The sequence below is a fragment of the Segatella copri genome (assembly GCF_019249655.2).
Classification (GTDB): Bacteria; Bacteroidota; Bacteroidia; order Bacteroidales; family Bacteroidaceae; genus Prevotella.
Map to the genome: position 1 here is coordinate 1,355,452 of NZ_CP137557.1, position 12,798 is coordinate 1,368,249.

16 protein-coding genes and 2 pseudogenes are annotated in these 12,798 nt (G+C 43.9%); 11 read left to right on the plus strand and 7 right to left on the minus strand.

Features of this window, described 5'->3' with window-relative positions; translation table 11 throughout:
* Positions 1-322: 322 nt before the first annotated feature.
* The 4 genes and pseudogenes from KUA49_RS05085 to KUA49_RS05100 form a co-directional block, all read left to right on the plus strand.
* The gene (locus tag KUA49_RS05085; RefSeq protein ID WP_203050410.1) at positions 323-1,288 is read left to right on the plus strand and encodes a leucine-rich repeat domain-containing protein; all 966 of its coding nucleotides are present in this window, start codon (positions 323-325) and stop codon (positions 1,286-1,288) included.
* 23 nt (positions 1,289-1,311) lie between these two features.
* The gene (locus KUA49_RS05090) at positions 1,312-2,304 is read left to right on the plus strand and encodes a hypothetical protein (RefSeq protein ID WP_203050408.1); all 993 of its coding nucleotides are present in this window, start codon (positions 1,312-1,314) and stop codon (positions 2,302-2,304) included.
* Positions 2,305-2,347: 43 nt separating this feature from the next.
* Positions 2,348-2,491: pseudogene (locus KUA49_RS05095) on the plus strand (NAD-dependent epimerase/dehydratase); the annotation flags it as partial.
* Between the two features lie 29 nt (positions 2,492-2,520).
* Positions 2,521-2,765 (plus strand): annotated as a pseudogene (locus KUA49_RS05100) (GDP-mannose 4,6-dehydratase); the annotation flags it as partial.
* Positions 2,766-3,014: 249 nt separating this feature from the next.
* On the opposite strand, the gene KUA49_RS05105 reads toward KUA49_RS05100, so the two are convergent.
* Together KUA49_RS05105 and KUA49_RS05110 are read right to left on the minus strand one after the other, a co-directional pair.
* Positions 3,015-3,320, minus strand: coding sequence for a type II toxin-antitoxin system RelE family toxin (locus KUA49_RS05105; protein WP_203050407.1), 306 nt, complete (start codon positions 3,318-3,320; stop codon positions 3,015-3,017).
* Positions 3,317-3,571, minus strand: a complete 255-nt coding sequence (locus KUA49_RS05110; RefSeq protein WP_089542550.1) for a hypothetical protein — start codon at positions 3,569-3,571, stop codon at positions 3,317-3,319. The genes KUA49_RS05105 and KUA49_RS05110 overlap by 4 nt, the downstream gene beginning before the upstream one ends.
* Positions 3,572-3,673: 102 nt before the next feature.
* Here KUA49_RS05110 and KUA49_RS05115 point away from each other — a divergent pair, with 102 nt between their 5' ends.
* From KUA49_RS05115 to KUA49_RS05135, 5 genes are all read left to right on the plus strand, one after another.
* Entirely contained in the window at positions 3,674-4,633 is a 960-nt protein-coding gene (locus tag KUA49_RS05115) for a nucleotidyltransferase family protein (RefSeq protein ID WP_218412301.1), read from the plus strand.
* 326 nt (positions 4,634-4,959) lie between these two features.
* Positions 4,960-5,154: a hypothetical protein gene (locus tag KUA49_RS05120; RefSeq protein ID WP_117588040.1), complete on the plus strand. Its 195-nt coding sequence runs from the start codon at positions 4,960-4,962 to the stop codon at positions 5,152-5,154.
* On the plus strand, positions 5,126-5,731 hold the full coding sequence (locus KUA49_RS05125; RefSeq protein WP_203050405.1) for a GNAT family N-acetyltransferase: 606 nt from the start codon (positions 5,126-5,128) through the stop codon (positions 5,729-5,731). The genes KUA49_RS05120 and KUA49_RS05125 overlap by 29 nt, the downstream gene beginning before the upstream one ends.
* Before the next feature lie 624 nt (positions 5,732-6,355).
* Entirely contained in the window at positions 6,356-6,607 is a 252-nt protein-coding gene (locus tag KUA49_RS05130) for a hypothetical protein (RefSeq protein WP_203050404.1), read from the plus strand.
* Between the two features lies 1 nt (position 6,608).
* The gene (locus KUA49_RS05135; RefSeq protein ID WP_203050403.1) at positions 6,609-6,941 is read left to right on the plus strand and encodes a type II toxin-antitoxin system RelE/ParE family toxin; all 333 of its coding nucleotides are present in this window, start codon (positions 6,609-6,611) and stop codon (positions 6,939-6,941) included.
* A gap of 78 nt (positions 6,942-7,019) precedes the next feature.
* On the opposite strand, the gene KUA49_RS05140 is transcribed toward KUA49_RS05135, so the two are convergent.
* The 5 genes from KUA49_RS05140 to KUA49_RS05160 all read right to left on the minus strand — a co-directional run bounded on the left by KUA49_RS05140 (position 7,020) and on the right by KUA49_RS05160 (position 12,085).
* Positions 7,020-7,445, minus strand: a complete 426-nt coding sequence (locus KUA49_RS05140; protein WP_218412302.1) for an N-acetylmuramoyl-L-alanine amidase — start codon at positions 7,443-7,445, stop codon at positions 7,020-7,022.
* A 613-nt stretch (positions 7,446-8,058) separates the two neighbouring features.
* The gene (locus KUA49_RS05145) at positions 8,059-8,157 is read right to left on the minus strand and encodes a smalltalk protein (protein WP_218412303.1); all 99 of its coding nucleotides are present in this window, start codon (positions 8,155-8,157) and stop codon (positions 8,059-8,061) included.
* A 164-nt stretch (positions 8,158-8,321) separates the two neighbouring features.
* Positions 8,322-8,870: a DNA-binding protein gene (locus KUA49_RS05150; RefSeq protein ID WP_218412304.1), complete on the minus strand. Its 549-nt coding sequence runs from the start codon at positions 8,868-8,870 to the stop codon at positions 8,322-8,324.
* A 114-nt stretch (positions 8,871-8,984) separates the two neighbouring features.
* Entirely contained in the window at positions 8,985-9,194 is a 210-nt protein-coding gene (locus KUA49_RS05155) for a DUF4248 domain-containing protein (protein ID WP_203050397.1), read from the minus strand.
* A 548-nt stretch (positions 9,195-9,742) separates the two neighbouring features.
* Positions 9,743-12,085, minus strand: a complete 2,343-nt coding sequence (locus KUA49_RS05160) for a VapE domain-containing protein (RefSeq protein WP_218412305.1) — start codon at positions 12,083-12,085, stop codon at positions 9,743-9,745.
* A gap of 128 nt (positions 12,086-12,213) precedes the next feature.
* Here KUA49_RS05160 and KUA49_RS05165 point away from each other — a divergent pair, with 128 nt between their 5' ends.
* Together KUA49_RS05165 and KUA49_RS05170 are read left to right on the plus strand one after the other, a co-directional pair.
* Complete coding sequence (locus KUA49_RS05165) at positions 12,214-12,360, plus strand: XRE family transcriptional regulator (protein WP_218412306.1); 147 nt, start codon at positions 12,214-12,216, stop codon at positions 12,358-12,360.
* Positions 12,315-12,491 (plus strand): hypothetical protein, encoded by a 177-nt coding sequence (locus KUA49_RS05170; RefSeq protein WP_203050394.1) that lies wholly within the window; start codon positions 12,315-12,317, stop codon positions 12,489-12,491. Before KUA49_RS05165 ends, KUA49_RS05170 begins: the two co-directional genes overlap by 46 nt.
* Positions 12,492-12,798: the final 307 nt, after the last annotated feature.

The window sequence follows — 12,798 nt, forward strand, 5'->3', positions numbered from 1 at the left end:
AGAATGCTATAGGGAGATAAAAGTAAATAAATGAGGTCGTTCAAATCGAACGACCTCAAAATGCTGTATGTGTTCTTTTGTATGACAGAACACAATTTCGCTAGCGAAAAACGTGGGATGCCGAAGCTGCGATGAATTAAAGGGATTCTAAGCAAACCGTTGAAGTTCTTCTTCCCCGTCTATTAGAGGTCCTTCCTCTACGCTTAGACTCCATTCAAGATATTAATCAGATTGACCTCCCGCAGGAGTGCACTCTGAACATCACTTATTTTAAGTCGCTACCCCCATAGTCCGACTATGGGTGCAAAGATACATAAATATTATGGAATATCCAATAAAAATTAAAGGAAAAACGATAAAGCAAGTTACAAAACTTAATTTATCCCATAAAAATCTAAAGACAATACCTGATAATGTATATCAGTATACAAATCTAGAAAAGCTCGATTTAAGTTACAATAGGATAGAGGTAATTCCTCAAGAAATATTGAAACTCAAAAAACTTCGAACCTTAGATTTGGCTTTTAATAATTTAAAGGTATTACAAGGCGCCTTATTTAAACTGCCAAAGTTGAAGATTTTGAATCTGCATGGTAACCAAATTAAGCATTTACCCAAGCAAATACTTGACTCGAAGATTACTACACTCATTCTTAGTAAGAATAAAATAGAACATCTTGATGAAAGTTTGATAAGTCGTATCACAAAATTGGATATTGTAGATAATCCTGTGTCGTATGTTGATGAACTGGTAATTGAGGATGATAAGAAGGTTGTAATACCCTCTATGCAACTTCCGAAGAATGAAACTGAAAATAAAAAGATTATTATGCATAAAGATAAGAAAAAAATATTTATCAGCTATGCTCATGCTGATGAAAATTTCCACAATAGATTGATGACCCATTTGAGTGTGCTGAAAAAGTATATAGGAGGTTTTGAAGAATGGTCTGACAAGAAAATTCATGCTGGACAACACTGGAAAGAAGAGATAAAAAAGGCATTGGATGATGCTAACATAGCAATACTTTTGGTATCTACAGACTTTCTTGCTTCTGATTTTATTAAAAACAATGAACTTCCACCGATTTTAAGGAAGGCTGAGGCTGAGAATACTAAGGTGTTGTGTTTATTGGTAGAACCGAGTTTCTTTTTAAAATCAGAATTGTCAGAATTCCAAGCAGTAAATAAGCCTGAGGAAACTTTGGCGGAAATGGAAAAACCTGCACAAGAAAGAGTATTTCTTAAATTGATGGATGAAATTCAGAGAATAATAGAGGTCGAATAGTTTGGTCTTGACATTAAAACAATATGATGATGGGAGCGTATAAAAAATATGATTTAGAAAGCATTAAGCAAGAAAGATGGTTCTATATTATCCATAGAAGTCAATGCACTTTATGTGGAAAAGAATTTAGCAATGGGGAGGAAACTTTTATTGGACATTTGGATAGTGGGGAATTGGCTCATACTTGTAAAGAATGTAGTTCTAATATGAGTGATGCAAGGTTGTATTCAATCAGTGGGAATAATCACCGCACGATTCCAAGATCTTCTGCAAAGTTATGGAGATATATGGATTTAGCAAAGTTCCTTTCTTTGTTGGATGAAAGTTCTTTATATTTCACTCGTATAGATCATTTTAATGACCCTTATGAAGGAGCGTTGGGAGTTTTAGAAAATGAAGATGCTTGGATTAAAATGGAATTACAACGGAGAGCACCATTCGTTAATTTGGATGAATTTGACGATGGGAGAAATGACGAAGAAAAAGCCAAATATGAATTTGATAGATATAGAAGAACAATTAGGAAGTGGCGCTTAAATAACTACATAAGTTGTTGGCATCAGTCTGATGTCGAGTCTGAAGCTATGTGGCAATTGTATTCTAGGGATACTAAACAAGGAATTGCTATTCAGACTACGTTCGAGCGTCTTTATCAAGCACTACCTCTTACGGCAAATTGTAAATTCGGAATGGTGAATTATATAGATTACAAAGAATATAATGTTGGAACACCAGGAAAATACTTTCATATGTTTGATGCTCCATGGTATAAAAGATTATCCTTTGCTCACGAGAAAGAGTTTAGAATAATCTCTGATACCCCCCAAATAGAGCAGTTGACAGACTCTGGCGACTTACTCGTTCCTGTGGATTTGAACAAGCTTATTGAAAGTATTTATTTTTCTCCGAAAGTGGATAAATGGTTTATAAAATTAGTTTTTAACATTGTCAAGAAAAAATATTCTCTTTCTTTTCCGATGCTTCAGTCTGATTTAAATAAAGTTCCGTTTCATTAGTGTGTATGTGCTTTATTAAATTTTCAAAATTTACTGAACAGATTGTCCTGCGAGAGTAAAGAAACTCCAGATTTCTACGAATATCTGTGGTGAGAAGTTGAAGAACTGTGGTTATCAGTTTATGTGGAGTTTTGAGGAAGCGCTTGCTGACTGGTTTGAGGATAATGACAGGAAATATCTGAAATAAGGATATTGAAAACTATATCTTACCTTTTCCTTCTGCTCGGCAGAAAGGAAGGCGAGGATATGGATCTCATCACTTATGTAACCGATAGAAATGGTCACGATATGCGTTATGCTATCGATTCTCGCAAGTTGCAGAATGAATTGGGTTGGAGCCATCTCTCCAGTTTGAGGAGGGTATCGAGGAAACGGTGAAGTGGTATCTCGATAACCAGGAATGGATGGATCATGTTACTTCTGGGGAGTATCAGAAGTATTATGAGATGTATTGTAAATAGACCCTCCTGTCTTCAATAGTCTTTACGACCCCTTCGGTTCCCCTTGTAGGGGACAGAAACCCTTGAAGGAGGGCCCTTAACCCACTCCCAAGCCCTCGCTCTTTCCAAAAGGGCAAGGGATGTAACCGCCCTCCGGTGCTCGGAACCGCTACGCTATAATGTTGGCGGACCAATCAAAGGTCTCGCCAGGTTGTGCGGATGGGACAGCCTTGCTAATGGTGGAGATACATTGGAGATTGAATAATATAATTATTCTTTGTCTATTCGTTTAAGTTCTGTTTTCATCTTTTTACCATAGGCTTCGCCTCGTGGAGCAAGATATTGAAAGAATATAGTATCGCCAGAAAACTCAATTTCTAGAGTAAATAGTGCTCTATAGTCTCCTAAACGAATTCTATATATATTACGATACCCAACAAGTTTCTTGCAGTCAGAGATATCTTGAATACCTTTGGCTGCTTTAACTTCTACTATCGTACGTCTTAAAGAATCGAGCATCTTGCCTGAAAGACGTTTGGAAGCTTTGATAAAGGCTTTGGAAAATTCGACATTCATACGCCTAACCACTTTTCAAAATCTTCTTGTTCTTCTTTGTTGGCACGGATGAGACCCTCTGGCTGCTCTTTTCTTAATTTGGCATAGAGCTTTGCGTCTTCGTAATCCTCGGCTATACCATTAAGTATATCCTCAATATAGTTTTTGAGGTTGGTTCCCTTCTGAATAGCCATAATGGATAGGGTCTTAAAAGTATCATCTTTTAAGTCAATGATCTTTCTTTTAGAAGGTGTTACTGAAACTGTACTCATAAGTGTATTTATTTAAATGTTTCTACTTTGGTGCAAAGATACATAATATATTTCATATATATGGTATATCTCTATGTATAATTAATAAAGATTAATAGTTGAATGAATGATATAACTGCTTTTTTCGCTTTCCTAAGATATTGCCTTGGATATAAGGGGGATATGAGTAGTGTGGTGACAGGGATGGACTGGCAGGAGCTGTATTCCTTTACTTCTAAGCAGGCTCTGCTGGGGCTTTGCTTTGATGGTATTGAGAGACTGGGGAAGGAGTATCCTGAGAAGCTGAGGCTGAACCCGATTGGGAGGGAACTGCTGATGACCTGGATGGGTAAGGCGCAACAGATTCGCAGACAGAACATGAAGGTGAATGCGGTGGCTGGTAAGCTCTTCTCGATGCTGAGGGAGGATGGGCTGAGATGCTGTGTCCTGAAAGGTCAGGGGAATACCTTGATGTATCCGAATCCTTATTCTCGTACTCCTGGAGATATTGATGTCTGGATTGATGCTAGTAGGGAGAGAATTATGGAGTATGCTCAAAAGAAGTTTGAACTGGAAGATGATATCAGACTGCAGCATCTGGAGACTTCCTTGGATGGTGTGCCTATAGAGTTGCATTTCTTTCCTTGCTCCATGAATAATCCTATCTATCATGCTAGATTGCAGAAATGGTTTCGAAGAAATGCGGATCTGCAATGCTCGCATATTGTGGGGCTGCCCGATGGGGCAGGGGATATTGCTATACCAACGACAGCATTTAATGTGATTTATCAGCTGACGCATCTATATCACCATTTCTTTGATGAAGGGATTGGAATGAGGCAAATCATTGACTATTTTCTTGTAGTCAATGATTTCTCTAAAAATGTATTTTTGGATAATGATCTTTCGAATCACCCCGTCAATTTTTCGAATCACCCCGTCCCTCTTTCCAAAGAGGGCTCCACTTTCTCCCCAAGCCCCTCTTCCTCAGGAAGCGGGGATGTAACCGCCCTTAGTGCTGACTTTTCTACCTCTCCGTCTCTCCTGCAAGGAGAGCTCCACATCTTAACCAAGCCACAATAGGCTTTACGACCCTTTCGGTTCCCCTCACAGGGGACAGAAACCCTTCTCGAAAAGGGAAGGATGTAACCGCCCTCCGGTGCTCGGAACCGCTTCGCTCTAAGGTTGGCGGACCAATCAAAGGTCTCGCCATGTTGTGCGGGATGGGACCGCATGGGGAAAGGTGGGGACAGTATGGGGTGGGGTTGCTATAATGGGGGGATAGATTACTGATCTTGAGGCTAATTTGCTGATAACTTGCAGATTTCTTGTGATTTTCTTGGTGGTTTCAAGAAAAAAGCGTAACTTTGGCGGCAAGTTATATAAACTAAATAATAGGAGATAAGATTATGGCATTAGAAATAAGAAGTATTCCGGTTTTGACAGGTGAGACTGCCGAACGATTTGTTCGTGAGGCAGAGGAAAATGAACGCAATCCACAAAGAAAAGCTTTGCGGATGTCATTTGCTGATGTGGAGAAAATCTTGGTTCGTTCAACTGCTAATTTGAAAGCACATGGAGGAAAGAGTCCTTTTGCAAAGTAATTGTTCGCTTTATCGTGTTACGACAAAAGAAGAGCTTGACTCTTTTAGTTGTGGAGATGAAGATCTTGATGATTTCTTTCATCAGGAGGCTTGTCTCTATGATGGGCAATTATTGGGAAAAACATATTTCTTTGCTACGGAAAGAAGTGGCAAAGATGAAATCGTTTGTGCCTTTACATTGGCAAATGATAGTATCAAGGCAGCTTTGATTCCGAATGCTTCAAGAAACAAAATACAGAGAAAAATTCCTAATTCCAAAAGAACAAGAAGTTATCCGGCAGTATTGATAGGAAGACTTGGTGTTGCAAAGAATTTTCAAGGTACTAATGATGGTATTGGCTCACAAGCAATAGACTATATCATATCTTGGTTTTTGTTACCTGATAATAAGACAGGTTGCCGTTTCATAGTTGTTGATGCTTACAATAAGGAGAATGTGCTTCACTTTTATGAAAAAAATGGTTTTAAATTCTTGTACTCATCAGAAAAATTGGAGAAAGAGGCAAATCATATTCCAGAAGATGAACAATTGGAGTCAAGGATGATGTATCTTGATTTATTGGGATACATAAGATAAATAAATTCTAATCTCCGGTGCTTTTTTAAAAAAAGCCCAACCGGGTGATGTCACATCAGCGGGTTGGGCAAATAAAAGGAGAAATATTAAAGAAAAGAGATGAGATGAAGAATGGTTGCTAGAGATGAAAGTTGATTTCTTTCAACCATTTCTTGACATCGAAGCAGGGACACTCTGAACTTCTCAAGGCAGTGAACTATGCCCTTACTGAATATCCTTAATAGTTTTTTCGACCCCTTCGGTTCCCATTCTAGGGGACAGAAACCTCAGGGACGAGAGGATGTAACCGCCCTCCGGTGCTATATTTGCCCCACCTGTCCCTCCCCTGCGGGAGGGTCCTTACCCTATACCCAAGCCCTAAATCCCTATCATAGGGATTAGGGATGTAACCGCCCTCCGGTGCTCGGAACCGCTTCGCTATAAGGTTGGCGGGGCATCAAAGCCCTCGCCATGATGTGCGGGATGGGACCGCATGGGGGATAGCAGTTTACAGTTAATAGTTTATAGTTTACAGATTTTTGTAGTAATTTGCTGATAACTTGCAGATTTCTTTCGATTTTCTTGGTGGTTTCGGGAAAAAAGCGTATTTTTGTGGCAGAATTAAACGTTTAAAAAGAGAAGATTATGAAACAGATATTAGTAACGGTAGATACGAACCAGCCTCTGCAAAACATTCGTAAGGCTATTAATATGCTTCGTGGTGTTGTGTCAACTACAGTTGTAAAAGAACCAATCTTGACAAAGACACAGAAGCAGCAAGCTTTTGTGAAGGAAAGTTTGACAAGAGCTTTGCAGGAAGTTAAACTTGCTAAGTTGGAAGGAAGAAAATTACCAGATGCAAGGGATTTATTAAAAGATTTAGAAATGGAGGATTGACATGAATGTTCATATTGAGTATGGCCCTGAGTTTAAAAGACAGTTTAAACGTTTGGCTAAAAAATATCATTCATTGAAGTCTGACTATGATGCTTGGTTAGATGAAATTTATAAGAATCCTCTTGTTGGAGATGACCTTGGTGGTGGCATTCGTAAGATAAGAATGGCCATTGCTGACAAGGGTAAAGGCAAAAGTGGTGGTGCAAGAATCCTAACTCTTAATGTAAAAGTTAGTGAGGATGGTATGAATGTAACTCTTCTTACAATATATGACAAGGGAGAAATCTCTAATGTCAAGGATGAATTTATAGAATTCTTGATTAAAAACTTATAATCAACAATTCCCAATCCGTAAGCTGAAGGACTTACAGATTGGGATAAAAGCATGGGAGGAATTTGTACAGATGGTCTTCTAAATGTGGAAGTTTACTTGTGATAACCACTTCTTTACATCAAAGCATGGACAGGATTTTCTGACCCAGGGGAGGTCACGATGACCGATGACTTCGGCATCGGGATAGTCGAGGCAGAGGCTCTTCAGAAGCTCTAACATGCTGCGCTTCTGGGCTTCGGTTCGCGTATCGGCGGGAGTGCCGTTGGCATCCAGACCGCCCTCGTAACAGATGCCGATTGAGTGGGCGTTGTAATGCTTGGCATGGGCACCGATCATCTCCTCGGGACGGCATGGGTAGATTTCGCCATCTTTGGTGATGTAGTAGTGGTAACCGGTGGTGGTGAAGCCTCGTGCCTTGTGGCAGGCTTCGAGGTCTTCTACCGTGAAATTGCGGTTGGCTCTGGTCGCTGAGCAATGGATTATAATTAAGTTGATTTTTCTCATAGAAAAATTTTTTAAAGATTTTCTTTTTCTTCTTCTTTGATTAATAGTATTATTTTTCGAATCACCTTTTTCCTCTTTGCTATTAAAGAGGTTTTTTCGAATCACCCCGTCCCTCTTTCCAAAGAGGGCTCCACTTTCTCCCCAAGCCCCTCTTCCTCAGGAAGCGGGGATGTAGCTGGCGACGCTATAGCTCTGCCAGAGTTTTGGTATCGGCAGCGGAGCCTGTGCCCTAAAGGGCTGCCGATGATTGTCTACGCAACAGAGTAGCGATTGTTTGTGCGGTGTTATACCGCCTTGGTTGTAGGTGGGGATACCGCCTTGCTTGGAGGTGGGGGCTGCTTTTTCGAATCACCTTGTTCCTCTTTGCTATTAAAAAGGGATTTTTCGAATCACCCCGTCCCTCTTTCCAAAGAGGGCTCCACCTCTTTTCCCAAGCCCTTTTCCCCTCAGGGGACAAGGGATGTAACCGCCCTCCGGTGCTCAGAACCGCTACGCTATAAGGTTGGCGGACCAATCAAAGGTCTCGCCAGATTGTGCGGGCTGGGACCGCCTGGGGGGGAGTGGGGACATACTTGCTGGGACCGCCTTGCTAAAGGTGGGGCTGCTATACCGCTTAAAGTTGGGTGCAGCTCTGTACACAGAAGGCACTGAGGGCGGCGGTGAGGATGGTGATGAGGAAATTGATGATGGCTTTCCAATTCTCTTTTTTCATGTTCATTCTTTTTGTTTAATGTTTGACAATATACTGATAACTCTGAAGATGGGCAGGATGAGCAAGTATCCGTTCATGACGGGGATTCTTTACTGTTTGCTGATGGCAGCCTTGAGCGTCATCGGAATACTCCGGACTGCACCCTGCCTTGTCTTCAGATGCTATCAAATGGTTACATCTTCACTATCTCCGGTTCCAGAATCGGTTCCGGTATTACCGCCGCTTGGAGTTGTGCCACCGCCGCTTGGTGTGGTATCTCCGCCGCTCGGAGGGGTTCCTCCAGGCGTGCTGTCATCGCCTGGGCTCTGGGTGCTGCTGCTCTTTACGGCATCCACTCGCTTGATAGATGTGTCAAGGTTGGCGGATGACAACTCGCCGGTGGCTCTGGCACGGAGCTTCAAGCCAATGATGTACTTCGCTACACTGAAGTCTGCCTTGGTGTCGGCTCCGCCTTTCACCTTCAGACCGATGGAGAAAATGGCGAGGTCGGGGAACTTGACGTTCTTGCCGAGAAGGAGTAACTCCTTGGTGCAGACTACGGCATCGGTCAGAATGCCCTTGATGGCTCCCTTGCTGAATGGCGTGTTGTGGCTCGCCATGTGCTCAGCCAACTCGTCAAGCCCGATGGTCTCCTCTGCCACTACTCGTGGATACCACTTCTGGTAAGCCTGACTTTTCTCGTTGTTGTTTTGATACAATGAAATTCTTAACATACGCTTTGTTTTTTAAGACAATGCAAAGATACAACATCGGGGATGGGGCATCTGGCACTTTCTGGCACTTTCATGCTCTTATGTGTACTTTTTGGTGCTTTTGTGACTTTTCTATCATGGATCGCCGAGGTAATCGAGGATCATGCATACCTGGCGAGTGGTGAAATACTTGCTGCTGCGGTAATAGCCGGTTGATTTCAGCTCCTGTAGGAGCGTGGGATTGCGGTTGATCCAACGCATTAAATGGCAGGTTGCCGTACGAGGGTCACTGTCGGGAAAGTAGAGCATGGCAAGCTCTTGTTTGCTGTAACTTCTTATTTTCATAATGATAATGTTTTTTTTCGAATCACCCCGTCCCTCTTTCCAAAGAGGGAGTTTTTTTCGAATCCCTCCGTCTCCCTTTCCAAAGGGAGCTCCACCTCTTTTCCCAAGCCCTTTTCCCCTCAGGGGACAAGGGATGTAGCTGGCGACGCTATAGCTCTGCCAGAGTTTTGGTATCGCAAGCGGAGCCTGTGCCCTAAAGGGCTTGCGATGAGTTTTTACGCAACAGAGTAGCGATTGTTTGTGCGGTGTTATACCGCCTTGGTTGGAGGTGGGGCAAACAGAGTGAATTTTTTATCTATGCTAGTTGGGATATCTTTCTATGCTAGTTAGGATATCTTTCTATGCTGGTTAGGATGCCTATCTATGGCACTTACGGGGGTTATCTATGGCACTTATGAGTGACAGATGACGGATGTGACTCTTCTTTTTTTTATTTTCTTCTAATTATATATTAGTTTATATTTTTAAGATGCTGTTTTCCTGCCTGCGCGCGAGGGTTTTTATGAAAACAGGTGTCACAAGTGTCATGTGTCACGCTGGTGGACGGCTTAGAAGGGCGCATCGGGGGACGAATCCGGCTCGGCATTCATCAGGAGGCGGTGCTGGTATGCCTTTATCTCCTCCGGCGTGCGGCAGACTACGATGAATCCCCGGCAGCTGTTGGTGCGTACACGCTTGAAGCCTAAGTCGCTGAAGGCTCTGCCTACATTCACGGCACTCAGCTTCTGGCTGATTCCGTTGCTGATCATCTGAAGGGCTCGGGCCACGGATATGAACTCGCCTAACTCGCTATCGATTGGTCTGCGGAAATACAGGTCCACTAGCTCATGTTCGAGATGGGGTGTCTCAAACTGCTTGTTGTGTCGGTTCAACTCCTGGATTTCTTCTTTCGTAAACCAGTACTGGAAGCCGCTGGTGTAGAGGGAGAGAGCCTGGGCGTAGATGCCTTCGTAGTGGAAAGGATGGTCCCTGGGCGAGAGGATGCTCTCCACCTCGAAGGGTAGCCAGCGGCGGTTGCCTGTGGGGTCTGACAAGAACTGGGTGTTGTTGCCCGTTCCGCAGAACGACGCTATGTGCTTGCGGTGCTCATGATAATGGGCGTAGGCTGCTCGCTCGTCGATGCTCGGCATGGTGACGGCTGCCTTCAACTGGTTCAGTTCGGCTGGGCGCATGGTGTCTAGCTCCTCGCAGCAGACGAGGGCATACTGCGCCAGGGTCAGGATGTCGTCCTTCGACATGCGGTTGGCGTTGGTCTTGGTATAGAAATACTGCTTCAGTGGGGGTGGAAGAAGGTAGTTGAACCACGTGGTCTTGTACGCTCCCTGCTCTCCGATGAGTACGAGGATGACGTTGTTGACCACATCATCTGAGATCCAGCTCGCCACCATGCCGACGAGCCACTTCTTCAGGTAGAGGTGCCACAGCTTCTGCTCCTGCTCGCCGCCCTTTACTCGGACGGTTTGAGCTAGCTCACGGATATAATCTTTTGCTCCCACAGATTGTTTTTTATCTTGAACTCCCACAGATGGATGATTCTTTTCTCCCACAGATTGCACTGATTGACACAGATTTTGTTGTTGTAGGACAACAGGCTTGCAAGACCCTGGCTCGTCAGAGACATGATCTGTGCTTGTCTGTGTTATCTGTGGGAGACTATTCAAGTATTCTTTGAAGGGATTGAATACTGGGACATAGTCTGATTCTATGACACGATACATATCCTGGATGTTGACACGGGTAATGGTGGACATCTGGCTCCATAAGGAGTTGACGATGCGGTCGTTGACAGGCATGAATCTGTGTGTATCTGTGTTATCTGCGGGAATTTCATATTCTACACGGGATGTTATCTCGTTGAATCTGAGGGATATATGACCATCCAGGAAAGACTTGATTTCCTCGACTGTTGCCGTTTTGCTGTCGCCTCTGTTGTCGCCACTTCCTCCCTGCTTGCCGTGAGGAGAAGCGTTGGCGAAGCAGGAGTTGATGACTTGCTCCGTGTCGGAATAGTCCTTCCCGAACTTCTGCATCGCCCATCTGAGGGCGACCTTCTTTGAAAAACGGCGTTCGGCAAGCTTGTAGCCGACCCGCATCACATAATCGTTATGGCTGCCGCTGCGGAATTCGATTTTTGCCTTCGCCAGCTGGGGCGCAATGAGGGTGTCGAAGTAGGTCTGGATGCGCTGCATCTGCTTGTCTTCCTTGCTCTGCTTCACATAGGCTGTTGCTGCGGTGGAGATTTCTTCTGCCGTGAAGGGAATGACTTCGGATTGGGGGCGTAAAAAGACTTCTAGGTCGTGGGCAAGACCGCTCAGTCGGGTGATGTTCTTGCACTGCATATCTGCCTTGGCTCCCAGAAGTTTCTCGTAATAGGCATTGCCGGCATAGAAGGCCTGCTGATAGTATGCCTCGAACTTCTTCACTTCTTCCTCGTCCTTGGGAACTCCCGAAAACTCCGGGGCTATCTCATAGGTGAAGATGACACGGAGTCCGTTGCCGCTCATCGTGATGTAACAAAGGAGGGTGTGAGGATCGGCTATCGCCTTTCGCTTCAGGATGTTAAGTTCTTTGGCAACAAAGGCTTTCCATTCTCCGTCGCTGATGGATTCTTCACTCTTCACTCCTCGTTCTTCACTCCCTATGGCGTGGTCGAAGTCCACGAGCGACATCCCCGTGAGTTGTCTGATGTTGCTTCTGCCTTTTCCTCCCTCGAAGAGGCAAGGCACGGCAAATAACTGGCTTTCGTTCTTGAAAGTCTTGCTACCGGTCTGGCGATAAGACCGGGTGAAAACTGCCAACTTCTCATCGGTTCGAATGAGGTTGGCGACGCCTTCAAGAAGCCCCGGTAAGGGCAGCTTGCAGGTCATGTCATGGAAAATACTTACGTTCATAATCGTTAAGTGTTAGTTGGTTCATTTTTACGTGGCAAAGATATAATAATGACAGAAACAGCCGCCTTAACATGATAAGGCGGATTTTATATTTAATTACATTTTTTAATATTTTTAATCAAAAAGTTATGCCAAAATCAAATTTCAAGGCGGTTAACCGCCAGTTTGGAGCATTCCTTCGTGCAGAGTTGAAGCATCACTGCATCACGGTGGAGACTTTCAGAAAGCATTGTCATTTCGACCGCAGTGCTTTCTCAGATTTGAAAAGGGTGTAGGAACCAGTGCCTATCCCCTGGGTTACTATCAGCAAGTGTTACTTGCCTTCCGAGAGTTTGTTGACGAAGATGAATTCAAGGAAGTAAAGCGCAGATGGGGAGAGGCGTTGAGCGAGTTTGACGTGATCTAACTATTTTTTCGAGGAAAACCGCCCTACAGTGCTGTGGATGCCCCACCTGTCCCTCCCCTGGGGGAGGGTCCTTAACCCACTCCCAAGCCCTCGCCCTTTCCAAAAGGGCAAGGGATGTAACCGCCCTCCGGTGCTCGGAACCGCTTCGCTCTAAGGTTGGCGGGGCATCAAAGCCCTCGCCATGTTTTGCGGGATGGGACCGCATGGGGATAGCAGTTTACAGTTAATAGTTAATAGTTTACAGTTAATAGTTTATTGTTTACGGTTGATTTCGTGGTTATTTGCTGATAACTTGCAGATTTCTTGT

Excerpts from the sequence above, each read along its gene's own strand:
- KUA49_RS05135 (WP_203050403.1), top strand. The coding sequence starts at position 6,609 with ATGAATGTTCATATTGAGTATGGCCCTGAGTTTAAAAGACAGTTTAAA.
- KUA49_RS05105 (WP_203050407.1), bottom strand. The coding sequence starts at position 3,320 with ATGAATGTCGAATTTTCCAAAGCCTTTATCAAAGCTTCCAAACGTCTT.
- KUA49_RS05160 (WP_218412305.1), bottom strand. The coding sequence starts at position 12,085 with ATGAACGTAAGTATTTTCCATGACATGACCTGCAAGCTGCCCTTACCG.
- KUA49_RS05120 (WP_117588040.1), top strand. The coding sequence starts at position 4,960 with ATGGCATTAGAAATAAGAAGTATTCCGGTTTTGACAGGTGAGACTGCC.
- KUA49_RS05090 (WP_203050408.1), top strand. The coding sequence starts at position 1,312 with ATGATGATGGGAGCGTATAAAAAATATGATTTAGAAAGCATTAAGCAA.
- KUA49_RS05125 (WP_203050405.1), top strand. The coding sequence starts at position 5,126 with ATGGAGGAAAGAGTCCTTTTGCAAAGTAATTGTTCGCTTTATCGTGTT.
- KUA49_RS05140 (WP_218412302.1), bottom strand. The coding sequence starts at position 7,445 with ATGAGAAAAATCAACTTAATTATAATCCATTGCTCAGCGACCAGAGCC.
- KUA49_RS05155 (WP_203050397.1), bottom strand. The coding sequence starts at position 9,194 with ATGAAAATAAGAAGTTACAGCAAACAAGAGCTTGCCATGCTCTACTTT.
- KUA49_RS05130 (WP_203050404.1), top strand. The coding sequence starts at position 6,356 with ATGAAACAGATATTAGTAACGGTAGATACGAACCAGCCTCTGCAAAAC.
- KUA49_RS05085 (WP_203050410.1), top strand. The coding sequence starts at position 323 with ATGGAATATCCAATAAAAATTAAAGGAAAAACGATAAAGCAAGTTACA.
- KUA49_RS05145 (WP_218412303.1), bottom strand. The coding sequence starts at position 8,157 with ATGAAAAAAGAGAATTGGAAAGCCATCATCAATTTCCTCATCACCATC.
- KUA49_RS05110 (WP_089542550.1), bottom strand. The coding sequence starts at position 3,571 with ATGAGTACAGTTTCAGTAACACCTTCTAAAAGAAAGATCATTGACTTA.
- KUA49_RS05150 (WP_218412304.1), bottom strand. The coding sequence starts at position 8,870 with ATGTTAAGAATTTCATTGTATCAAAACAACAACGAGAAAAGTCAGGCT.
- KUA49_RS05165 (WP_218412306.1), top strand. The coding sequence starts at position 12,214 with ATGCCAAAATCAAATTTCAAGGCGGTTAACCGCCAGTTTGGAGCATTC.
- KUA49_RS05115 (WP_218412301.1), top strand. The coding sequence starts at position 3,674 with ATGAATGATATAACTGCTTTTTTCGCTTTCCTAAGATATTGCCTTGGA.